Annotated in this window: 20 protein-coding genes; 6 read left to right on the top strand and 14 right to left on the bottom strand. The window is 63.0% G+C overall.

From position 1 onward, the window contains the following. Positions 1-66: 66 nt before the first annotated feature. From ACFVTE_RS16155 to ACFVTE_RS16110, 10 genes are all read right to left on the bottom strand, one after another. The gene (locus tag ACFVTE_RS16155; RefSeq protein ID WP_387101996.1) at positions 67-2,067 is read right to left on the bottom strand and encodes an ATP-binding protein; all 2,001 of its coding nucleotides are present in this window, start codon (positions 2,065-2,067) and stop codon (positions 67-69) included. Then, positions 2,054-3,367, bottom strand: coding sequence for an SIR2 family protein (locus tag ACFVTE_RS16150; RefSeq protein ID WP_387101994.1), 1,314 nt, complete (start codon positions 3,365-3,367; stop codon positions 2,054-2,056). Before ACFVTE_RS16150 ends, ACFVTE_RS16155 begins: the two co-directional genes overlap by 14 nt. Before the next feature lie 534 nt (positions 3,368-3,901). After that, the gene (locus ACFVTE_RS16145) at positions 3,902-4,324 is read right to left on the bottom strand and encodes a DUF4913 domain-containing protein (RefSeq protein WP_387101992.1); all 423 of its coding nucleotides are present in this window, start codon (positions 4,322-4,324) and stop codon (positions 3,902-3,904) included. Next, positions 4,317-6,086: a type IV secretory system conjugative DNA transfer family protein gene (locus ACFVTE_RS16140; protein ID WP_387101990.1), complete on the bottom strand. Its 1,770-nt coding sequence runs from the start codon at positions 6,084-6,086 to the stop codon at positions 4,317-4,319. The genes ACFVTE_RS16145 and ACFVTE_RS16140 overlap by 8 nt, the downstream gene beginning before the upstream one ends. Further along, positions 6,086-7,741, bottom strand: coding sequence for an ATP/GTP-binding protein (locus ACFVTE_RS16135; protein WP_387101989.1), 1,656 nt, complete (start codon positions 7,739-7,741; stop codon positions 6,086-6,088). The genes ACFVTE_RS16140 and ACFVTE_RS16135 overlap by 1 nt, the downstream gene beginning before the upstream one ends. Then, the gene (locus ACFVTE_RS16130) at positions 7,741-9,252 is read right to left on the bottom strand and encodes an SCO6880 family protein (RefSeq protein ID WP_387101987.1); all 1,512 of its coding nucleotides are present in this window, start codon (positions 9,250-9,252) and stop codon (positions 7,741-7,743) included. Before ACFVTE_RS16130 ends, ACFVTE_RS16135 begins: the two co-directional genes overlap by 1 nt. Before the next feature lies 1 nt (position 9,253). Continuing rightward, complete coding sequence (locus ACFVTE_RS16125) at positions 9,254-10,372, bottom strand: hypothetical protein (protein WP_387101985.1); 1,119 nt, start codon at positions 10,370-10,372, stop codon at positions 9,254-9,256. A gap of 271 nt (positions 10,373-10,643) precedes the next feature. Further along, positions 10,644-11,369, bottom strand: coding sequence for a hypothetical protein (locus ACFVTE_RS16120; RefSeq protein ID WP_387101983.1), 726 nt, complete (start codon positions 11,367-11,369; stop codon positions 10,644-10,646). An 11-nt stretch (positions 11,370-11,380) separates the two neighbouring features. Next, positions 11,381-11,668 carry a hypothetical protein gene (locus ACFVTE_RS16115; RefSeq protein ID WP_377990271.1) on the bottom strand — a complete coding sequence of 96 codons (288 nt, stop codon included), beginning with the start codon at positions 11,666-11,668 and terminating at the stop codon, positions 11,381-11,383. A gap of 15 nt (positions 11,669-11,683) precedes the next feature. Continuing rightward, complete coding sequence (locus ACFVTE_RS16110; protein WP_387101982.1) at positions 11,684-12,277, bottom strand: DUF6668 family protein; 594 nt, start codon at positions 12,275-12,277, stop codon at positions 11,684-11,686. A 167-nt stretch (positions 12,278-12,444) separates the two neighbouring features. On the opposite strand from ACFVTE_RS16110, the gene ACFVTE_RS16105 reads away from it, so the two are divergent. From ACFVTE_RS16105 to ACFVTE_RS16080, 6 genes are all read left to right on the top strand, one after another. Continuing rightward, positions 12,445-12,714, top strand: coding sequence for a helix-turn-helix domain-containing protein (locus ACFVTE_RS16105; RefSeq protein ID WP_387101980.1), 270 nt, complete (start codon positions 12,445-12,447; stop codon positions 12,712-12,714). 49 nt (positions 12,715-12,763) lie between these two features. Beyond that, complete coding sequence (locus tag ACFVTE_RS16100; RefSeq protein ID WP_387101978.1) at positions 12,764-13,846, top strand: CHAP domain-containing protein; 1,083 nt, start codon at positions 12,764-12,766, stop codon at positions 13,844-13,846. Beyond that, a complete protein-coding gene (locus ACFVTE_RS16095; protein ID WP_387101976.1) occupies positions 13,843-14,373 on the top strand; it encodes a hypothetical protein in 531 nt (176 codons plus the stop codon). The genes ACFVTE_RS16100 and ACFVTE_RS16095 overlap by 4 nt, the downstream gene beginning before the upstream one ends. A 6-nt stretch (positions 14,374-14,379) precedes the next feature. After that, on the top strand, positions 14,380-15,822 hold the full coding sequence (locus ACFVTE_RS16090; RefSeq protein WP_387101974.1) for a MinD/ParA family protein: 1,443 nt from the start codon (positions 14,380-14,382) through the stop codon (positions 15,820-15,822). A 440-nt stretch (positions 15,823-16,262) separates the two neighbouring features. Continuing rightward, positions 16,263-16,493: a hypothetical protein gene (locus ACFVTE_RS16085; protein WP_251024689.1), complete on the top strand. Its 231-nt coding sequence runs from the start codon at positions 16,263-16,265 to the stop codon at positions 16,491-16,493. 240 nt (positions 16,494-16,733) lie between these two features. Continuing rightward, on the top strand, positions 16,734-18,560 hold the full coding sequence (locus ACFVTE_RS16080; protein WP_387101972.1) for a MarR family transcriptional regulator: 1,827 nt from the start codon (positions 16,734-16,736) through the stop codon (positions 18,558-18,560). 77 nt (positions 18,561-18,637) lie between these two features. Here ACFVTE_RS16080 and ACFVTE_RS16075 read toward each other — a convergent pair whose 3' ends face one another. From ACFVTE_RS16075 to ACFVTE_RS16060, 4 genes are all read right to left on the bottom strand, one after another. Beyond that, entirely contained in the window at positions 18,638-18,868 is a 231-nt protein-coding gene (locus ACFVTE_RS16075) for a hypothetical protein (RefSeq protein ID WP_387101971.1), read from the bottom strand. Positions 18,869-19,215: 347 nt separating this feature from the next. Beyond that, the gene (locus ACFVTE_RS16070) at positions 19,216-19,986 is read right to left on the bottom strand and encodes a ParA family protein (protein WP_387101969.1); all 771 of its coding nucleotides are present in this window, start codon (positions 19,984-19,986) and stop codon (positions 19,216-19,218) included. 1,564 nt (positions 19,987-21,550) lie between these two features. After that, the gene (locus tag ACFVTE_RS16065) at positions 21,551-21,847 is read right to left on the bottom strand and encodes a response regulator (protein ID WP_387102345.1); all 297 of its coding nucleotides are present in this window, start codon (positions 21,845-21,847) and stop codon (positions 21,551-21,553) included. Between the two features lie 500 nt (positions 21,848-22,347). Beyond that, complete coding sequence (locus tag ACFVTE_RS16060; RefSeq protein WP_387102342.1) at positions 22,348-22,986, bottom strand: TetR/AcrR family transcriptional regulator; 639 nt, start codon at positions 22,984-22,986, stop codon at positions 22,348-22,350. Positions 22,987-22,999: the final 13 nt, after the last annotated feature.

Here is a 22,999-nt window from a genome sequence, read left to right as displayed (position 1 = left end):
GCGGCACCAGGACACGCTCCTGCCCCCCGGCGTCAAAGGCCCAACCACGCTCATCTGCGAAGGCCCCTAAACAGGCAGAGCACTCACTTCGCCCGGCGATCTGTACCAGTAGGTGCTTACATCCGCGTCATCACTGTGGGGCAGCGGAGAAGCAGTTCGGATCTTGCATGTAGTTGGGATACTAACCGACGTTCCGAACACCAGCGCGTGCTGTTTCGGCAGCGAGGCCAGCCTATTCAGTACTGATTCCGATATGAACGGAGTCATCCGTCGTATGTGGTGAAGATCCTCAGGATTCTGAATGCGGTGGATCATGTAGTTCGAACACTGGGACAGGACCGTTCCAGACAGTTCACTCGGCCGCTGCGAGGAAAGGATAAGGAAGAGCCCATATTTCCTCCCCTCCTTGGCCACACGCTCGAAAATTTTCGTAGCGTCGAGAGTGCTTGCAGAGGCCGGCTGGCTCGGGACATATCGATGTGCTTCTTCGAGAACCAGATTCACGGGGTAAGCGTTTCTGATGCTACTTCGTCGGAGACGGTCGAAGACGAGCCTGGTGACGACGGAAGACACAACCTCTACTACCTCGTCGTCTACGGTGCTGAGATCAAGGATGAATACCTGCGCGCGCTTGATCAACTGACTTCCGTTCCGGCCAATGCCGAGAAGGTTGTTAACGAAGCTGTCACGAGAATCATGAATCAGGTCCTGGCCAGGATCAGCCCGCAGGAACTCAAACTCGTCGCGCGATTGCAGAGCCTTGACCCGGGTGAGAAGGGTTGAGCAGTAATCGCGGACCCGGCTGTTTCCGTGGCTCTCTTCGTAGAGGATCGCCATGTCGAGGGCAGTTTCAAGGTCTGAAAATTTGAAAGGATGCTGTCGGTACGCCGGGATCTCCGCATCCTGCAGTATGAATGACTTCAGCGTGCTCTCAATATCCGCGATGTCCGCATCATCAAAAAGACCGTATCTGACCTGCCTGTTGCGCAGAACACCGCGTACGGAAATTTCATCCGATCCGTACACGTTTAGGAGGGAGCGCATGCGGTGTTTGGCTGAGGTGTGATTCTCAGTGTCACGAAGCAGATGTTGGAGACAGGAAGCCAGAATGTGGTTCTTGAGATCCTTCAAATCCCCAGCTGACTCTTCAGCAAACAACGAGGTCAGTCCGAGTGCGTTGCGTAGCACTGGGCGTTGAACACGATCACTCGTCTGAAGTAGGAGCTCCCACTCCTCAGGAGTGAGGAGCCAATGAGGGAGCTGGAACTCCTGCGACTCTTCTCCATCGTTGGATTGATCGGCCGGGTCGAGGGGCGCTGCTTGTCTGTGGGAAATTCGAGCATATGTGCGGTGGATCGGATCGGGGAGCCCTGACAAAGCCCTACGGTATTCGCCGTTGGTATCGAACAAGATGAAAGTGCTTCCACCTGCCGGAGCCTGGGTTGTTTTACCGAGTGATGCCTGCAAGAGGCTGGCAATAGTGCATGACTTTCCACTGCCTGTGTTACCAAGAATGGCGGAGTGGGCGCCGAAGAACTCATTGATCCGGATCTTGACCTCGTAGTCGTTGAACACGACCGATGTACCAATCGTGAGGCTCCTAAGCATCGTCGCTTCCGGAGAAGAATGTGGAATCGCGATTTCTTGGTTCGCCACATTGAGAATTCGGTCTAGGTCCCGGTTTTCCACGTGCAGAACGTCTGCATATAGAGGAGGGAACTCCGAAACGCCGAAGGAAAAATTTCCGGTCTCGTCGAACGGAAGGCTGCCAAGAGGCGTAAGGGAGAGCTGGCGTGATGAGACTTGGGTAATGTCTTCCATCGATTTCGAGGCACTGGAAACCGGGCCAGCGTCAGGACGCTCCTGGAGCCCAGTGACTTCGGCCACCACGTAAAGGTTTGTTAGCGGAATCAGGACAAGGGAGCCGATGCGCGCCACGTAATGCTGGTCATCGAAGCCGACCAGTGTATATCCGTCGGCAGCCTCGGTCATCTCCACCCTGAACCGCTCTGCGTTCACGTCAACGACTGTCCCAAGTCGCCTGCGGCGTGCATCAGTTGTCGCCATGGTTGCCACCCTTTTGGAAGGAAGCGAAGAGGTCCATCACGTTGCCGATGGCCTTCTCGGCGGGGTCGTTGTCGCCCGAAGGCATGATGTCTGCGACGAATTGATTGAAGTAATGAGCTTTCCACGTCGAGCCCGAATCCTCAGTTCCAATGACCCAGATGCGTGGATCGTTCAGGTCCTGAAGCATTCTTACGTGCTCATTCGAGGTTTCAGTGCCGAACTCAGGTTTAGCGAAGATCACTAGCCGGAAGGTTGGGATGGTGAGGGCCTGGTAGATGATGTTGTTGACGTGCTCATCGCCGAAGCTGTAGCCGAGGGTCACCAGGGCACTTTGCTCCTGTACCACCTTGGTTTGGAACTCCCGGAACATATCCGAGTAGGGAGCCGCGAAGCTTGCGTTTTGTTTCGCTGGCGTTGGGTAGATCAGCATGGCTTTGCCGTCCCCACTTTCGCTTAGCGGTCGCTCGGCCACCGGGAAGAGCCCCTTCTCCACCGCATGCCAGTTAAGAGAGCCGTGAAGCTTCAGGAAGTAGACGAGGTTGTCGAGCGACGTCCAGCGCTGGGAAGTCAGATCAAGGCGCTGCGCGATTGTGTAGCGAAATGACGCCGGGTTGAACCGTTTTTCTACCGAGCCGAGAAAACCGTTGATATAGGGGACGCCGGCGCGATCCATCGCGATCTCGTTAAAAAGATCGTAATTTGTCGTCGCGATGGTAGGGCGAGGCAGAGAGCGAGACCTTTGCGAGAGCTTTCGGTAGAAGGTCTGGTAGAAGGAGACGACGGTTTCTGCGGAGGGCCCATCTTGCCCTGCCTTGCACGCATCAAAGACGTATCTCTTGATTGCCTCAATCGCGGCGTCTAACGAGACTTTTGCCTCGGATAACGCGCTGTTGCTCGTTTTCGCCAGAGCGAACTGGAACCCAAACAAAACCTCCATGAGGCGCTCAAGATTCCACGCGTAATCATCATCGCTCAGATCTATCCCAAGCTCATTAGCCAACTGTTCCCTGACGACGTCCGTGAGACCGTATCGGGCGGCCACCGACCTGTTGGCTTCGGCCAAGATGCCTTGCGCCAGTGGGGCCATCGTAGGAATGCCATGCTCGTCATCCCGATTAGGAGCATGCGACGAGCACCCAGAGCCTAAGAGGAACGTTAGATTCTTCGATGAGAGCACTTCGTTGAAGTCATTCTTGGCGATCTCAAAGGGCGAACGCCGCGCAGCATCGTGCTCACCTGCCCTGTAGTGGCTACCACCCTTGAGGAAGGTGAGCGGACGGGCAATCGGTTCAGCAGTCAAAGGTCCCCCATGTAAAAGTTTGACACCGCAGCAGTGGGTGGCACGGCGGCGTTGGGTGGAGCAGCGCTCATTGGTTGCAGAACCGCCGCGGCAGCCGCTAACAGGTCTATTGCTCCCGGGTGACATTCTAAGTTCCAAGGTGACGGCGGTTGTGCACCAACCTGTCGTCGACGCCGATGTCGTGAAAGAACTAGACATGGTCCGCGCACGCATAAGAGTTGGTGGCGTCCGGTGGCGATCCCCTTACGGAACCGTTCTCCCATCCGATGCGGGCTGTGTCATAACCCAAGTGTCTCGGAACGCTAGCGTTTCGAGACATCGGGCATGAGTCGAAAGTTGCGGTTACCCAGCGACCGTCTGGACAATTGGCTATGCTGCCCACAGCCGGGGACAATCCTGATGGGTTATCCACCGCTACTGCGGCTGAGGGAGCTTTCCCGATGGCTCCCGTTTTCCAGCCGTGGATAACCTGATCGACTCCAACTGTGGACAGCCCGCATGCTCACCCGGAGTCGTTGACTGACAGCGTCCGGTTTAGAACAGGCCTGCGGGGGGTTCCTCGCAGGGTAGAGGGGCGAGTTTGGGGCGGTGGCCGTCGTCCGGTGTGCAGCCTTTGAACGGCCCATCGGTTGAGAGCAGTACTGACATGTGGTGGTCTGCGTGGTCGCGCCACCACACGCTCATCCCCGTGGTGCCGTCCAGGCGCAGGAACTCCCAGGCCCGCCAGAGCGCTTCGAGGCGGCTGATCGCTTCGGCGTGTTTCCACCACTGGGGGCACCAGGTGACACCGCCTTGGACGTTGAGTTGCCGCCGGTAGGTGGTGGCCAGCTTGCCGCTGACGAATTCGGCGACGTTAGGGTAGAACAGCTCAGGGGCTTCCGAGTCCTCCCCGGTTGGATCCGCGGCTGCAGGGGTGTCTTCCAGTTCGTCGTCCCATTCCCCCAGGCCCTCACTCATGAGAGGTACCCGCGGTGACCCAGCGGTTCCCGGCCGCGGCCGCCGGCTTGTTCGCCGGGTCGTGGGCGGCGATGGAGGCCCGTACCGCGTCAGCGTGCGGGCCGTTCATCCAGGGCACCGTCTCCAGCAGCGCGGCTGGGGCGCCGGAGGCGAACATGATGGCCCGCCCACGGGGGAACGCGGCCAAGTCCGACACGTCCAGGGTGCGTTCCTTGCGGTCGTCGTCGTGGCTGTAGGAGGTGCCCTGCTTGGAGCGGCTTCTTGTCATGTTGGAGTACCGGTACTCCCCCACGAGCTGTGCGAGCTCGTTCAGGAATTCAGCTTCGGCGACGCCGCCGCCGTAGACCTTGACGTTGGAGGCGGACCAGAGCTTGCGCATCCCGTCCCGGCCCCAGACCTCCACGCCCTGGGACCAGGACTGGAGGATGGTCATCAGGACGATGCCCCGGGAGCCGTAGTGGCTGTAGAGGTTGGGCAGTTCGCGCCAGCGGCAGACGTTGGCTGCTTCATCCAGGACACCGAGCATGGGCGTGGCCAGGCGGCCGCCGGGCGAATGGACGGCGAGTTCTTCGGCGGCCTCGACGGTGGCCACGGTCAAAGCCGTCACCAGCGGACCCGCGGTGCCCTTGCCTTCCTTGGACAGGCTGTACAGCGTCCCTTTGGAGCGGACGAATTCTGCCGGGTCGAACTGCGGCCGGGAGTCGTTGTCGCCCTGCGGCGTCACCCAGCGGGCGACCTGGCGGTTGGTCAGGCAGGAAGCCATCTGCAGCGCCGTGCCGTACACGCCGCCGCGCTGCTTCTCGGGGGCGTTGATGACGCCGCCGACGGCGTTCGCGGTCTGGGTGAAGCCGTGGGCTTTGAGGATGTCCACCGCTTCATCGTCGGCGGGACGGGTCAGCCAGGTATGGACCTGGGTGATCGGCCGACCGTGGAGGGCGGCGGCGAGCAGGAGCCCGGCAAGGAGATCCTGACCGGCAGGGTCGAAGTAGGCGTCCGTTTTGGCGTCCGGGCCGCGGGAACCGGCGGCGAAGTGATCGGCCAAGCGTGCCGCTTTCACTTCGTCGGTGACGTAGGACAGGGGGTTCCACCACCACGTGGGTTCCTCGAGAGCGACGGACTGCGGGTCGAACACCCATACCGGGCCCGCGACGGCGCGGACGTCGCGTGTCCCGTCGACGATGTCCCGCTTGTTCGAAGTCACCAGGGCGGCGCCGGGGGCGGCGAGGATTGCCGGGATGGCCCGGGAGGTGGTTTTGCCGGTGCGGGGGCCCCAGATGTCGATGTGCATGTCTTCCCAGGAACCGTAGACCATTTGGCCGCCCAGGACTGTCTTGCCGACGGGGACGCCGGGTGATCCGTTCACCCCGAGGCGTTCGGCGGTGGCCGTGGCGCCGCGCAGGCTCAGGGCGCGCAGGTCGCGGCCCTTGGCCATGTGCTGGGCGGCGGCGTCCACGCGGGAACGCCTGGACCGCCGGCGCAGCACCGCGCGGACCACCAGGACGGCCAGGACGATGATGAGGACGCCGAAGCCGATCAGTACCCCGGTGGCGGCCGGAGGCCAGGTGACCTTGTGCGAGATCAGGCCGAAGACCAGTTCAAACGGGTTGGCCGGCAGCTTCTGCCCGTCATGGGACAGCATGGACCCCAGGTGCACGGCGCCGGTGACTGAGCCGACGCCGAGCACCACCAGGGTGATGAAGACCCAGAGCAGGATTGTTTCGGTGTCGAGCTGTGAACGTTTGCCGCTGCTTGGTGCACCCATCAGTTCTCCCCTTCACTGGCCCGGCTGATCGTCCAGCGCTTGTTGGTGTCGTGCAGTTTCTCCTCGACGCTGGTCAGTTTGAGGGCGACCGGGATGCCGGGGCGGCCGCCGACTTTGAAGAGAAACTTGCCCAGGCCCGGGCGGACGCGTTTGCGGGATCCGCCGACGTCCGTCCACGAGCCGGGGTCAGCCCAGGAGATGAGGCGGGCCTGTTCGGCCCGGGAGAGGGTGACGGCCTTGTTGAGTTTTTCCATTTCGGCTCCGGGGAGTGCGCCGCAGACGACCATGCCGGAGCGTTCGACGAATCCGCGGGCTTTCATCCGTTCGGCTTCCGTTGGCAGGGCTTCGAGGTCGCTCATGGTGTGGGTGATCATGGCCTGCCCGACGCCCTCGGTCCTGTTAAGGCGGGTGAGTGAGTCGACCCGGTCGACCATGCCTTCGCCGGAGCGCAGGGCCCGCCAGAGTTCGTCCATGACGACGAAGTAGTTCCGGCGCGGTTCCAGCCCGGCGTCTGCCAGGGTGTGGGCGACCTGGACGGTGGCGAACCCGGTTGACCAGCAGGCCAGCAGGCAGGCTGCCTGGATGTCGCGCTGGGTGTCGGAGATGCCTGAGAGGTCGAAGACCACGGGTTTGGTCAGGTCCATCGGCTGGTCGGTGGGCTTGGAGAACATGTCCGAGAACCGGCCCGAGCCGTTCAGGGAGTACAGCGACTGGCGCAGCTGGTCGGTCGCGTCGAGGTAGCGGCTCATGTCGCCACGGTCCAGGGCGATCGCGCGGAGCTCGTCGGGGGCGTCTTTGATGACCTCGATCAGATCCCCGATCAGGGGCACCCGGTCCAGGCGCTCGTCCAGGATGTGCAGGGCCCGGTCGATCAGGGATTCCTCGTGGGCGCTGGGCTTGGCGTTCCGCACGATGGTGATCAAAGCGGTGATCATGTTCAGGCGCCGGTTGTGCGAGTCAGCCATCAGCTGTTCGGCCAGCTTCTCCGCCTTCACCGCCGATGCCAGCGACTGCGCGGCCGCGGCCTGGTCACCATCTGGATCGTTCACGACCCGGTTCGCGTTGGTCCGGTGTTCTTCGGCGGAGGCGCGCAGCCGGGCCGCGGCGCCGGTGGCTTCGCCGGGGTCCAGGACGTTCAGGTGGCCGCGTCCGGGACCCAGGCTGATGACCTGTCCGCCGAGGGCTTCGATGAGGTCAACGTAGTCGGGCTTCAGGTCACCAAGGATCAACGGGTTGATGCTCCGGCCTGCCAGGCCGAGGACGATGTGCCGGACCAGGGTGGACTTGCCGTAGTGCGGCAGGCCGAGGACGAACATGGAGGGGTTGTTGATCATGCCGTGCATGAACCAGCTGATCGGGTCGGCCCCGAACGGGGCCCCGGTGTCGGTGTGCACGCCGATCGGCACCCCCAGGATCGGCGTCCCGCTGCCGCCCACGAACGGCCAGAGACCGCAGACCTGGACCGAGGTTCCGCGCCATTCGTCGGCTGCCGTGACGTAGACGGCTTCGCCCTGCCCTTGGCCGCGCCAGCCCCGCAGGCCCGGGCGGCGTGCGACCGCGGCCGCGAGCTTCGTGGCAGGGGCCTGCTTGGCGGCAGGGCCCTGTTTGGTGGCCGGGGGCTGGGTGCGCTGGCGCTTGGTACCGCTTTTGAACATTACATGGCCTCGCGGATCTCTTCGGGAACCTTCAGGTGCTTGGGCAGGACCAGTCCCAGCGGCAGGGACGCGGCAAAGGCAGAATCCTGCGACCCGTAAGCGCGCCGCAGCAGGAGGCGTGCCGACGGGCCGAGGTTGCCTTCCACCACGGCCACGGCGTCATCGAGGTCACGGGAGGACAGCACCGTGGCGGTGACGACCATGCCGAAGTTCACCAACCCGGCCCCCTTGGCTTCCTCGGCCGCGGTGGCCTGGGCTGCGCGGGCGTCGACCAGGGCGCGGGCGGTGGGCCGGTTGGTCGAGGACGCCCGGGTGAGGGCGTTGGTCTGGTCCGACTCCACGATCGCGGCCGCGCGGCCGGCTTCGATCGGCCGGTACAGCAAGGTGACGCGTTTGCGCGCGATCTCCCCGTGCGGGGCCACCAGGCGGGCCAAAGCTGACGCCAGGATGTGGCCGCGGGGTGCACCCGTCATTGACCAGGATACCGAGTGGCCGGAATCGTGGCGGTAGCCGTCCCAGTCGGCCTGGTGGGCGGACGGTCCGACGTCGCTCCAGTCCAGGTCAACGGGGGTGCCCTGGTAATGGGCTTCGTCGATGAGCCGGGCAGCTGCAGGGTCGTATGCGACCCGAACGACCTCGCACAGTTCCTTGGCGTTCAACGGCGCGCAGGCACCGGCGCCGGTGGATTCCAGACGCTCGGTGAGGCTGGGAAGCCGTGAGGCGAGATCCTTGGCGATCTCGTCGGCGGTGCGTCGCTTCCCGCCTGCCCGGGCGGCGGCGCTGAACGTCAACGCGACCCACGCCCGGATGGTGGCCGACCCCTGCGGGTAGGTTCTCAGGGCCTCCCGGAGCATGGCCTTGGCAATGTCAGGGGCGCCGTCGTGGATGTTCGACTCGACTTCCCGGCGGAGCCGTGCCCCGGAATCGGGGGCGGTTTCGATCGTGACGGAGGCAGCCACGACGGCAGGTTCATTCGATAACGAAGCCAGCCAGCCGCCCCAGTTCGCCACCCAGGCATCAATCTGTTCGGGATCGACCAGGGACGCCCCGTCAGGCTGCGTCCCGAAGACAACGGTGTAATGGGCGGTGGAGGGAAGGTGGATCAACGCGAAGGGACGACCGTAGGAGTCCGTGAACTCGTAAAGCTTGGAGCCGGCGGCGATTCCCGGCAGTTGGAACTCGCCCCAGGGCGTCAGACCTAACGGGCCGGAACGGTAGATGTTGGCGCGTCTCCGGCGCGCTAAGCCGAACGCGAGACGGCCGAAGAACCGCTCCCCTACAGACTTGTTGTGCTTGTCGGTCACCGAGACGACGGCCAGCGCCAACCCAAGGACGAGCAGGGCAACAAGCCCGGCGAACCAGCCGCCGACGAAGAAGCAGATCACGGTGATGATGAGGCCAACAAACAGTCCTGCTGTGGCCAGCCCGCCAAGAGTACCGATACCGGCTTTCCGCGGACGTCGCCAGTTGCCGTAGGTCGGTTCCCTGTAAGTGTTCTCGATCGCTGCCATTTCAGGCACCCCCCGTTGAGTCTTCGGTCATGGTGTTCACGGCACCGGCGGCAGCCTGGCCGGCCTCAATACCTTTCTGGGCCGCGGCCACGCCAAGCCCGGCAGGGCCTGCTGCGGCTGCCCCGCCTGCTGCTGCCGCGCCGGAGGCGGCACCGGTGCCACCGGCCGCCGCGGCACCGCTGCCCTCGGCTGCCGTGGCACCGCTGCCGGCGGTGTCTGTTGCGGCAGCCTCTGTGCCGGCTCCGGATGGGGTGCCCCCGGAGGTGCCCTCTCCCCCGGTCTCGCCCGGTGTCCCTGAAGACCCGGCCGTTCCAGAATCACCGGCCCCTGATGGCCCCTCGGAGCCCCCTGATCCGCTGGAGCTGCTGGCCGGTGCGGAAGCAACCGAACCGCCGCTGCCAGCGCCGCGGCCGGCGCTGCCCATGCTGATAGCACCGGAAGCCAGTGCGCCGACGGCTCCCGCCGCCAGTCCTCCACCGCCGCCGGCGACGGCACCCACCATCGGAGTCACGAAGCGCATCAGCGCGGGCATGGCGAACAAGGCAATGACCATCAGGGCCAACCCGGTAATTGTCGTCATCAGTGCGGAGCCGAAGTCCTTTCCATCTCCGCCGTCACCGAAAATTTTGGTTCCGCTGAGTTGGAAGGCCGTGGCGTAAACGATGGCGGCCGCGGGCTTGTAGAGAATGAAGGCGATCAGCCAGGCGGTGCACTTCTGGAACCAGCCCTTGCCGGCCTCGGTGTTCGTAAAGGCTGCAGCCGTAGGGAAAATCCCGGTCAGGATGACGAGCAGGCCACCGCGGACGATCATGAGGACGATCTGCATCACGGAGGCCAGGATCGCGATCAGCCCCAGGAGGATGATCATGATCGAGCCGATCGGGCTGGTAGCTGAAAGTTTCAACAGGGACGTGATGTTCTCGTTAAACGACGTCCCTTCCGTGGAACTCTCGATGATCCAGGCAGAGAATTTATCGGCCGCGACCGTCAGAAGGCCCACGGCTGCTACCCCCGCGCCAGAGACGACGACCAGGGTCGCCAGCGAACGCCCCAGATCACGCAAGGGTGCGCCCCTGCGCTCGATCACCATCTTTGCCGCACCCACAAGGACAGACAGCACAGCCAGCGACGCTGTCCAAAAATAGAGGCTGTTCTGCAGGAACAACACCGGATCACTCGCCGCGGACCCACCCGGGGCTGAGGTTAGAGCGGGAGTCCCCACATTCACCCAAAACGTCCCAAGCGTCTTGACTACGTTCCCCACAGCGTCTGCGACTGCCTGGGCCATGTTCTTGACCGCGTCATTGGCACGATCATTCGCCCAGTCTGAGACGACGCAGCCAACTTCCCACGGTTTGCAGGGCTGACCGTTCTCGTTGGCCGGAAGCAAGTTAGACACCCGCCCAACTAATGAAGCCGTTCAAATCAGAGAGCTGTCGTGCTTCCGCCATGCCACTGGCCGGCAGAACCCATTTCCAATCTCCCCCTTGCCACTGCACTGCAACGGGCACTGAACCTACGCTGCCGTTTGCTGCTGTAAGGCCGTATTCAATGACGGCTCGATCACCGGTGTAGTCCACGACCTTGTAGCCGGCGATCTGAAACGGTGCCGTCGTCGGGGCGCTGGTCGGCGGTTCCGACAGCATCTTGTCTCGTTCCGGTCCCTCCGCCACGAGATACTGGGCTAATAGGTCGGGACGTCCGGAACTCCCGAGAACAATCATGTTTGCCCCGGCGTAGAGCGCCCCGGTTGGTGAATGTGCGAAGCAGGAGCGGAGGCCGTTGGCTTCGGTCTTACCGGGCCCGAATTGGGTAGGCGATGTCGGTGCAGCGATCTTGCCAACCAACTCCCACTTGGTATCAGCCGGTGCGGTGGCTGGTTTGGCCTGGTCGCCGGAGGGCAGGCCGCAGATGCTTGCGGCCGCTTCTTGGCTGGGTTGTGTGCTGGCTGTGGGGGATCCGGAGTTGCTTGGTTCGGCTGCAGGGTTTCCTCCCCCTTTGGGGAGCAGGGCCAGGATGATTCCGAGCGCGGCTATGATCGCCACGACAACGGCCGAGATGATGAACTTAGGTTTGGTCAGGGGGTTCTGGTCTTCGTTCATAGTCGGTTCAGTCATGGCTGGGTTCCTTAGACCAGGGCGCCTACGACACCGCCGGCGGAGGCTGCGAGGATGCAGCCGCCCAGGACCCATGCCAGGCGGCCGGCGTGCTCGCCGCCTTCGCCGCGTCGGTTGTTGATCATCATCGTTCCGGCGGTGATCAGAATGCCTGCGACGGCGAGGCCGAAGACGATCCAGGCGATCCATTTGAGGATTGTGATCAATCCTTCGGAGCCGGGAGGTGCTTCACCGGTGCCCGGGTTCGGTATCTCGGTGATGGCAATGCTGGACCATTCCATGGCCTTGGAGAACAACATAGGGGTTTCTTCTTTCTACTTGGCCGTGAGTGCGGCGGTGGCAGTTACTGCGAGGGGTACCTGCTCGAGGACGGTGCGGGCTTCTTTGGGAAGTTCTTCGGGGGCAACGTCGTGGCCGTAGCGCCATTCGTCCACCCAGGGAAAGTGCCATATGTGGGGCACTCCCCCGCCGACGATGCGGGAGAAGTCGCGGATTTCTTTGGGGAGGCGTCCGGGGGCGTCGGCCATGACCACCAGGCCGGCGACCTGGATCCCGGGGAGTGACCGTGAAGCCCATTCACGCGCCGCCAACCGTGCCGCGGCCAGGCCGGGGATATTGGAACGGGCGACCAGGACGACGACGGACCCGGTTGCCGTCAGAGGCCAGTGATGATCGGCTGCCCTGGTGTCCCTGCCCAGCCGTGCCAGCGACGTTTCGCCCGCGCCGCCGTGCACGCCAAGCCACCAGAATTCCGGTTCCCTTCCCGTGACGTTCCTGCGGGGAAGCCGGTCCGCCTGGTCCGGCTGCGGAACACTGAGCTGCGGCCTGGTAGCCCCCGTAGGGGTGAAAGGCGGTTCTTCCGGGGTCGCTGGAACGGGTTCGTCGAGTGTTTCTGCGCCGAGCGTCACCCAGCGATTTTTTGAGACCGGCATTTCACATCCCCTACTAATGTCCGCAAAGATCGTATCGGTACCATCCGACACGAAAGGCCATAAGTGACTCCCAATAACAGCTTTAGTACCTTTCAATCACTTCCAGTACACCACAGTACCAATTTGTGGTCTATGCTGGCTCTATGCGGTGGGACGGACTGAGCGTGGACCCGAAGTACCTGGAAGCGCTCTTCGCCAAGTACCCGGAGCGTCTGACGCCTCAGGACCTTGAAGAGATCTTCGGGTTGTCCCGGAACACCGTCTACCGCTGGCTCCAAACCGGAGTGATTCCTGCTTACCAAGTCGAGAAGACATGGTTGATCGCCAGAGATCAAGTCAAGGACTGGGTCTGGGAGAACCGGAACACCTTGAGGAAGGGCCCGACACCGGAAGTGAACGAGGACCAGCCCTAGGGCGAAGCAGTCGGGACAAATGTCAGTTGGACAGATGTGAGGGGGACACATGACATCATCGGGGAACGGGCCCGTGCTGGTTGCCGGTGCCGTCCTTGCGCCCGTCGGCTTGGTGCTGTCCATCATCCTGTTCGGCGGGGGCTCCCAGGCGGCGGCCGATGTTTGCTCACCGACCGGGTCCAGCGTCAGCGTTGACGCAGGCCAGCTGCCCAAGGTCGCTGTCGCCGGCTACGGGGCCGGGCAGCTGAAGAACGCCGCCCTGATCATCAACGCGGGCAAAGCCCTTGGCCTGTCTGCCCGGGGGCAGACTATCGGTGTCATGACGGCCATGGGCGAGTCCGGGCTCCGCGTCCTGGACCACGGAGACGGACCGGGGCCTGACTCCCGGGGACTGTTCCAGCAGCGCGGCAACGGCGTCTGGGGCACTTATCAGGACCGGATGAACCCCACAGCATCGGCGACCAACTTCTTCAAGGCCCTTCAGAAGATCGACGGCTGGGAACAGCTGGAACCCACCACGGCCGCGCACAGGGTCCAGCGCAACGCGGACCCGTTCCACTACCGGCCCTACTGGGCGGCCGCCGTCGAGGTCGTCGCCGCCCTGGGGGACGTACAGATCACCGGTGCCGGCGGCGAAAGCTCCTGCGGTATCCCCGGCCAGTCCGGCAAAGAGGATGACCTGCCGTGGAGCACGGCCACGATCTATGAGCCATCCCCTCTGGGCATGTTCAACCGTGAATGCGTTGACTTCGCCCTCTGGCGCGTCAACCAGCAACTGGGCAGCACCACCGCCCCGTACAAGATCCTTAACGGCACGTTCCGGCCCGACGGTGCCGTGCTTGGCTCCGCGTTGACGTGGAAGGACGGCTGGGATGCCAAAGGCTGGCCCACCGGCACAACACCACGTGTCGGCGCAGTCGTCTGGTACTCCCCCGGCGCCGGAGGCGCAGACAGCACCTACGGCCACGTCGCCATCGTCAAAGCCGTCAACGGTGACGGTAGCTTCCTCGAAGAGGGCTACAACGGCAACCCCGCCCCCAACGACCACACCTACTACACCCGCACCGTACAGAACGGCATCCCCAGCGCCTTTCTCTACCTGCCCGGCAGTGACTCACCGGAGGAACCATGAAACGCACCCTGACAGCCCTCGCGGCCGCTGTGATTATGTGCACAGCCTGCGCGCCGGTATCCAGCACAACGCCCAAGGAACCAACACCCAGCACTCCCACCACCCCGGCGTCCACAGCGCCGGCCACCCTCAGCGCAGGCGGCAAGCCCCAGGCACCCGGCGGCACAGCACCGGCCACCCTGGGCATTGCCTGGGACGAGGCAAGCAAAACAGCCGCGCTGGAAACCGCGACCCAGGCCATGACGCTCTACGCCCGCCCCACGGTCGCGGACAAGGTCTGGATCCAGGACCTCGGCCAACTCCTGACCGCCCAGGCCACCGCCGACTACCAATACGTTGACCCAGCCAACATCCCGGCCACCAAGGTCACCGGACCAGGCCAGCTCAAGATCGATGAGAGCAACGGCTTCGGCTGCCATGTCGTGTTCCCCACCGATGCCGGCGACTATGAAGTGCAGCTGCTCCGCACAGCTGCCCACAAGCCCTGGCAAGTCAACCGCTTCACACCCCCGAACGGCAAAAAATAAGGACAGATGATGGAAACCCAAGCACTCGACTTCCCCAAAATCAACGCCGTTCTCCGCACCAACGGAACCGGCGAAGTCACCATCAACGGGACCTCCCATCCGATCGAAGCCGCCGACGAAGCCGCCGTCCTCACCGACGCGCTACGCATCATCACCGAAACCGCCATCCAGCTCGGCCGACCCGTCCGCGTCAGCACCACCGACCCGGACGGGCAGGGCCTCATCATCGTCTCCCCCGACGGTGTCGTCAGCGAAGCCACCCCCATCAAGCTCGCCTCCCGGCAGGCGCAGGACACCCTGCCCGTCAAGGCCGCCTCTGCACCTGAAACGGCCAAAGCCACAGCCGCGCCGGCTCCGGCGCCCGTCGCCCCTCCGGCCGAAGAAACGCCAGCGCATCCAGCCGGCGCTGCGCCGGTGACCTTGGGTGCAGCCGTCACGGACGCAGCACAGGAGCCCGCACCGGCCGCCACACCAGCCGCTGAGGAGCCTGGCACCAGGCGCAGCCTCAAAGACACCTCATTCCTGATCAGCGCTCCCGTGATTCAGCCCGCCACGCGCGGCTGGCGCGGCGCTCTGAGCCGCCTGGGCTTCCGCATGGACCCCTCGCCCGAGGAGCTGGCCGAACGCGAAGACATCCGCACCGTCAGCCAACACTGGCCCGGGCCCCGCACCGTCGCGGTCGTCAACCGCAAGGGCGGCGCTAACAAGACACCCACCGTCGTCATGCTCAGCGCCATCCTGGCCCGCTACAGCGGCGCAGCGACCGTCGCCTGGGACAACAACGAATCACAGGGGACCCTCGGCTGGCGCACCGAACAGGGCGGCCACAACAACAGCGTCCTGGACCTCATCGACTCCTCCCAGGCCCTGCTCTCCCCCAGCGCCCAAGCAGCACAGATCGCCCGGTTCGTCCACCACCAGACCGCCGACAAGTTCGACGTCCTGCGCTCCGACGAGAACGACGAAGGCGACCACGAAGTGACCGCCGAAGAAGTGGACATCGCCCACCAGGTACTCACCCGCTACTACCGGCTCATCGTCATGGACTCCGGCAACACCGCCCGCGCCGCCAACTGGCGCCGAATGATCCACCACACCAACCAGCTCGTGGTCCCCGTGACAGCCATCGAAGACCGCGCCGAAGCCGCCCGCCTGACCCTCCAAACCCTCGAATCCCGCGGCGGCCACGACGCCGAACTGGCCCGCAACGCCGTCGTCATCGTCTCCGAGTCCACCGACGCCAAGCGAAGCATGAGCGGCGACGCGCTCAAACGCGCCAAGGACGAGGCCCAAAGAATCGCCGAGGGCTTCGCACCCCATGTACAGGCCGTGGTCCGCATCCCCTACGACCCCGCCCTCGTCAACGGACCCATCCGCTACGACGCCCTCCAACCGGCAACACAGCGCGCATGGCTCGCCGCGGCAGCAGCCGTAGCAAAGGGCTTCTGAAGATGACAACGCCACTACGCCTCCCTGCACCGACCGATGGGCTGCCAGACCGGATCGCGAGGAAACGGCGTCTTCTCTCCCCCGCCGGTCCGCCGCTAGATTCAACTCCTGAACAAGGATGAGGACCTTGTGGCGGTGGATACCGCTCGGTCGGCATGATCCCTGGAGGCTGGACTTCGCGAGCACTTGCCGCCAGGTGCAAACCAAAGCTCATGAAATCGCGTGTCCCTCCAGCTCACGCGGATGTTGTTTCTGTTTCAACACGCCGAAAGGTGTTTCTGTTTCAATGCCGGATCGCTGACGAGGCCGGTGGTAGTTTCAGTTTCAGAGAAGGGTGGAGTGCCTAGCATTTACCGACTCAGGGCCAACAGGCAATTGGCTCGACCAATCTATTGAAGTAGCGGTGGCTGGCCAGGGTCACCGGAGTTCAAAGGACAGGGATGATGGCTCCAGTTACACGTACAGGCAGGCGCTCTAAGGGCGACCGCAAATTCGTCGGATTCCGCATCGCAACGCCCAAAGCCGACGCAATGGACCAGATTGCCAAGGCAGAGGGCTACCAGTATGTCAGCGACTGGCTGTCCGATTTGGTCGACGAACGCCTGGCTAACACCAAACTGCACGCAATATCTCAGCAGGAGGAGTTGCCTCTTGGCCGATTGGCCTCATAAATAACGACGGCCCGCACAAGGCGGGCCGTCGTGAGCTTGGGACTTACATTCTGGATTTGCTTGGCGGCTGACAGATTGTAAGTCGGGCGGTGGACCTTCACAGGTCGACCATTGGTTTTTGTATGAAACCGGTCTTGGCGGGCCGGCCCTTTGTTATCCCTGCAACAGGATCTCCCCGAAAGGATTGTCCTCATCGTACATCAGCACGCGCGCGTGCTGCCAGCCATACACGATGCTGGCGTGTCGCGCGAATCAAGCGACCCCGCACGTCTGTGGTCAGCGCTGGCGCCTCTTCTGGCCGGGCAGCCCCGTGTGCGTCTCTCCCGTGACGCCGGAAAAACCTACCCGCAGAAGTTTGAACGGGACCTCACCGACGCCCTCCCCACGCTTCCTGCGGCGGTACGCATCTTCGGCAAAGACGGGACCTGCGCCGCCATCTTCCTGGACTTCGACTCCTCAGTCGCCGGTGCGGACTGGGTAGAAGCTGATGTCCGTGCCCTGCAGACCTGGCTGCACTCCTGCGGCGCCCGCTGGATCGAGGACTACTCCCCCAGCGGCGGCCGGCACGTCTACATTCCGCTCGAACAGCGTGTTACCTTCACGGAAGCGCGTGACCTCGTCGAGGCCCTGGGCACCCGCCACCGAAGCCTGGACAAGACCCCGCACCAAAACCTCCTGCATGGCTGCATGCGCACCCCCGGCTCACCGCACAAACGCGGCGGCCACCAGCAGCTCGCCATGAGCCTGAACATGGCTTACGACGTCGTCCGCCGCCCCAACAGCCCGGAAATCTGGGCAAACCTCACGGCAGACTTGGCGGCTGAGATTGCCGCCGTGCGGGCTCTGCGTCTCGAGCAGTCGTTCATTCCGGCCACTACTGAAACACCCAAGGCACCGCGGCTTGCCGGCAGGATGTCGCGGCCCATGCAGCAGCTGGCACTCACAGGTCTCTACGACGTCAACCGCTACGCCACGGACTCCGACGCCCGGCAGGCAGTCATCGTGAATGCTGCGGCTGCCGGGATGGAGCTAGTGGATGTCGAGCGCCGCATATTGCAGGGCATCTGGCCGGGCTTGGCGTCCTTCTACGCACGCTACCCTTCCCGCCACAGAATGCCGGCCCTCAAGCGCGACTGGGCTAACGCACTTGCCCACCTGCGAAAAAGCCAAGGAAAAGAAGCCAAAAAGAACAGCGTCCATATATCCCCCACAAGCCAGCCCCCTACACAGGCGGGGGCCCTAATAGCTCTAAAAGAATCGATCGACTCCTCGAATCCCGATGCTGAACACCGGTACATCAGGACATGGCGAAATGCGCTGCGTTTGAAAGAGCCGGCGTACACCGACTCCAGAACAGGTTTGGCACGAAGAATGGTGCTGCGGGCGTTGGGGGAGGCTGCACACATGACTGCCTCCCGCTTCATCGAGTTCGGCGACCGGTCCTTGGCTGTGGCTACTGGGTTGGACCACACGACCGTGGGTTCGCACCTGAGGGCGTTGCGTTCTGAGAACAATCCGTTGGTTACCCTGGTTGAGCAGGGCCGCGGGACTAAAGGCGATCTGTACATGCTGACCATCCCGGAGGATTTGAAGACGGCAGCAGAAGACCTGACCTGGAGGAAAGGGAAGATTTATGCGCTGCGGCCGGTTTTCAGGGAACTGGGTCTGCCGGCTGCGTTCGTCTACGAGGCCTTGGAGCAGTCCCCCACTCCCCTGCCCACCATGGAGCTCGTGCGCCTAACTAAGCTGTCTCGCACCGCTGTCACCGAAGCACTTGAAATCCTGGCTGCTTGGAAAATGATCAGCCGGAGCACAGCCAGAGTCTGGTCCGTGGTGGCGTCCACGTCATTGAAGGAACTGGCCGAATACTTCGGGGTCCTGGAGGCGGTTGCCGCGCAGATGCAGCGCTACCGGATCGAGCGTATCGTCTGGCGGGAATGGCTTTCCAAGAATGTCACCACCGTCACGGAGCTCCTCTCCCCCGGCGAGGATTATCCATGGGAGATGTTCGAAGGGCCGCCCGATGAATGGTCCTTGGCAGACATGGCGTTCGGTCAGACCGGGTGACCCTTCGCGGGCAAAAAGGAGGGCCATGCTTTCATGCATGAAAGCAGGAAAGCATGGCCCGGGACGGCGTAGGTGTTTTAGCTCCAGCGCATCCTGATCCCCTGTTCTATCGCGTCCCGCAGTGTGACCCCCTCGTTCTCCTGGGCGTCGTAGAGCAGATCCAGGATGTCCTGCGACACCCGGGTGCTCAACGGAAAAGTGACCTCCCGGCGCGAGGACTTCTTGTTGGTCGACTTGGACGACTTGCTTGCGCGAGTGGACTGTTTGGCCGGTGCAGGGCCTGTGGGTGCTGAGGCGCGAACCGGCACTGGCGTTTCCTGGACTGGAGCGGCTTGGGTAGCAGCTGGGGGTTCTGTAGCTGCAGGAGGCGGGGTAGGTTCGTCCTGGACCCGAGCCACTTCGGCAGGAGCTGCAGGTTCAGTGACCGCTGCGGCAGCCGGCGCATCCTCGACCGAGGCAGCGGCGGCCGCTGGAACTGGTTCAGGCTCCACTCCCTCACCGGTTGTCGGGTCGTTTTTCAACCGAACAGGCGCGGCCGCCGGCGCCGGCACAGGATTGGACGGGGTGTAGTCAACCGGATCCACGGTCTCATCCGGCGCCGGGCGCGGCCTGCGCCGTAGCTGTGCCGGACGATCTTTGATAATGCTTGCCTCGGTCATCGGACGATCTCTTTCATTAGCTCGGTGTAGGCCTCTACGACGGGCAGGCCCTTGCGGTACTCCCCGTACCACTCCTGGGTCATTCGCATTTCCTGGACAATCGTCCGGTGCGGAACCAGCGGAGTGAGCAGCATTCCGGTTTCGCGCAGCTCCTCGATGCTGGCGACCGCGATCCGGGACATGACGGTGGAGGCTACAGCCCCGACGATGATGCCGGCTTCGTGGAGGTTGTCGGGGGCCCCGATCCTCTTGCGCGACATGCGGAACTGGTCCACGCTGCGGCGGGCGCCGGCGACGCCGTCCACCCCGTCGACAGTGGCGCCGGCGGCGTACACGATGGTGTCCGCGGCGTTCAAAGCAGAGAGGGTTAGCGGGCCACCCTGGCGGTTCGGGCAGTCGATGACGACGACGTCAGCGTCAATGCCCACTAGGGATGCCCGAAGGCGCAGCTCCGCGTGGTCGGCCCGGTCGGCTTCGCGGTTAGAGACGCTTCGTGCGGACGGAACGACACGTAGGTTGGGGAACCAGGAGGACTCGACGGCCAGGTCTTCGGCCCATCCCTCGGGGTCTGGATCTCCCAGGATGGCGCCCACGTGCAGGCCCTCCTCTTTCGGTTCGACACCTATCCATTTGCTGGCAGCTGCACGCGGGTCGAGATCAACGAGAACGACTTTGCGGCCCGAAGCGGCTGTTACAGCGGCAAGTGATACAGCCGATGTCGTCTTGGTGGCGCCACCTGACTCGCTGTAAACCATGATTGTTTGCATGGCCCCAAGCTTTCCGGGGCCACGTGTGCGTTACAAGGAGCCACGCCGAGCACTCCCCGCTGTGATCAAACTGGCATGGCGCCTTGCTTTCATTCATGCATGAAAGAAAGGACGCTTGCAGGCTGGTTGGTGTCCCCCTCATGGGCCGCCTAGCGGCAGCCCGACGCCCCCGGACTCACAACCCTCCCCCGCCGATCGGATATTCTGTGGGCCTTGTTTGAAGGGCTGAGCGCGGGTGTGTATGCATTCATGCATGAAAGTAGGGCAGCCTGTGGGGATGCAGGCTAGGTCCCCGCAGCCCGCAGGGCCCGCTAAGGTCGAGAGCGGCTGACGCCGCCGGATCGTGGCCATGTATATGGGGCTATGGGCGATTATTTTACTCAATTGCCTTCATGCTTTCATGCATTCATGCGCGCCTGCAGGCGGGCTGGCTTTCTGGCACCAAGGAAAGCTTGCGCGCTGGCAGGTATGAATGGTGGAGGGCATTGTTTCCGGCGGTCGGAACGTATCAGCGGCCCATGGTGGCCCCTCGCATCGGAGTGGCGTTGGGCTCGGTGACTTCATGCATGGATGCAAGCTGGCAGGGATGGATGCTGGCATATTTAGCCTCCGCTCTGGATTGGACCCTTCTATTAGCGGTAGAACGCAGCCAGGCTCGGAGGCATGCATGAATGAACGAATGCTTGCAGGGCTGGATGGAAGATGGCATGTCGTCCCGATGGGAGCCTAGTTGTTTCCGCCAGCATGCGAGCTGGAATGCATGCATGAAAGCTGGCTGGTAAGCATGCAGGCTGCATATGGCTGGCCGGGGGCTTTTCCTCTTCTTGTTCTTGCGTTCAATCATGCATGAATGACCGCTGGGGCTTTCTACGGGCATGTATACGCGCAAGCCTCTCCTTGACGGCGAAGGTCCCCACCTGGACGTGGCCGGGGTGAGTTAATTGACACTGACACTGACCGTGCATCATCTATCCATACATGCGTGCCTGCAACCGGGCTTTCCGTCTTGCACGCCTGCAAGCATTCATGCATGTCCCGGCGGAAGAGGGAAGTTCTTGTCTGAGCCACCAGCGGCTCTTCTCACATGTCCGCCATCCAGAAGGCATTCATGCATGTTTGATTGCACGCTTCACGGTGGACGGCAGCGGGATTGGAAATCGCATCAGCCGCTTGCGCCCTCCTGCATGGCGTGACGGCAGGCATTCTTTCATGCATGACCGCAAGCGTTGCCGACAGCCTGCGCCCTCGACTGAATCCCGACACATGCGTTCGTGCAATCCACCATGCATTCATGCATGAAAGGTTGGCGTTTGTTCGTTTCCCTGAAGTTCCTGGAGGCCGCCACGTCTGGCTGCGTGAGTGATGGCTGCCTTCTTTCATGCATGAATGCATGGGTGGCCAGCGTCATGTGTCTTTGATTACTCCATTGCCTTTGGCTCCTTCCTTGCAGGATGGAATGCCAATTTGCAACCGAGCACACTTTCATGCATGAAGGCAGGCGGGCCGTCGTGGTGGCAAGTTGGCCAATCGTGGCTGGCCTGCAGTCTGGCAACACCCCGCCGGCTTAACCCCGTCGGCTTAACCCGGCCGCCGAGGCTCCCGACGCCATGCCGGCCATTTCATCCTCAGGCTCGGTTCGGGCGGTAACGAACAACGTCGGCGCGTCCGACCGTTTCCGGATATACCCGGCCACCTCGAGGCCGTCCATGTCAGGCAGGTTCAAGTCCACCGTGACCAGAACCGGATGGTGTTCCCAGGGCGCCGCCACCCCCTGCGCGCCCATGGATACGGCATGAACCTCGAAGCCCAATCGTGTCAGGATCAGCGTGATCAGATCCCGGATATCCTGGTCATCCTCCACGACCAAGCAAAGCCCGCGTGAGACTAAAATGCCCCTCGGCCTGTAAGTGATGCCGCACAGTGTAGAGCGCTAACCTCAATCTGATAGCAGAGTGGCATTTAGAGGTGGTCGTTGGAAGCCCTGGCGTAACCGCAGACAGGCCAGCTTGACCCTGTCACGGTCTCGTCCCGGCCCTGAACCGTCCCAACTCTTCGCGAACCGGCTTGCTAATATAGCTAAGGTCGGTCTGGTGGCGGAAAGCTTCCGGACACGAATCGGATCTGGAAGAAGAGCCTGGGCAGGGAAGCGAAGTAGCCCTCGTGAGGGCAAGAAGAAAGCCCGCCGATGGGGGTTGGGCGGGCTTCCTGTTGCCCACCGTACGGGAACCGTTTTCGGACATGGACTGGACGAATTCAGCGCCAAGAGCGCGAGTCCCTCAAAACGTGGATACGCATGCGCCGGCTCCTTGAACCGTCCGTCAAAAACTGAGAACTGAATGTCCGGGTGTTGGTGATGGAGGGTCAGTCGGCCGCGATGGGGTCGCCGCCGTGGTCACGGATGAGGGAAGCGGCCATGCGCTTGGCGACTACTGCTGCCTCCCGGTCTCCCTCTACCGCGGAAATGATCGAACCCTTGGTCAGGATGTGGCAGGAGCGGGCAAGAACGTCGGGTTGTTCGAGGCCGGCCTCGACGGCCAGCGCGCGGATGAAGGCCCGGACCTGTGCCAGATACTCGATTGATGTAACTCCCAGTGGATGTGCGGGGCCCATTTCGAGCATGGTGCTGATGAAGGCGCAGGCCTGAAAGTCATCCTCGCGGAACCACCCGTCGAGGACATCGAAAATGGCCATCAGCCGGCCCGTGGGGTTCTCGGTCCGCCTTCCGGTTTCGGCGATGATTGCCTCAACCGTCATGTCCTGGTGGCAACGCTCCAAGTAGGCGAGGACCAGTTCATCCTTTGAAGTGAAGTGCGCATAGAAGGTTGCTTTCGCCACCCCGGCCCGGGATATCAGCTCAGCGATGCCGACGTCGCGGATACCGCGCTGTAAGAACAGTTCGTAAGCGGCATCCAGAATCCGATCCCGGCTGCCACCTGGCCTCAGGCGTGGCAGGGCAGGGGCGTCATCGGCGGCAGTTGAAGGGTCGTGAGCGTGTTCCATCACTAGTCAGACA

It is taken from the genome of Arthrobacter sp. NPDC058097 (assembly GCF_042884885.1).
In the GTDB taxonomy this organism is placed as follows: domain Bacteria; phylum Actinomycetota; class Actinomycetes; order Actinomycetales; family Micrococcaceae; genus Arthrobacter.
Note: the sequence above shows the minus strand (reverse complement) of the source record. Positions and strands in the feature narration are given on the sequence as shown.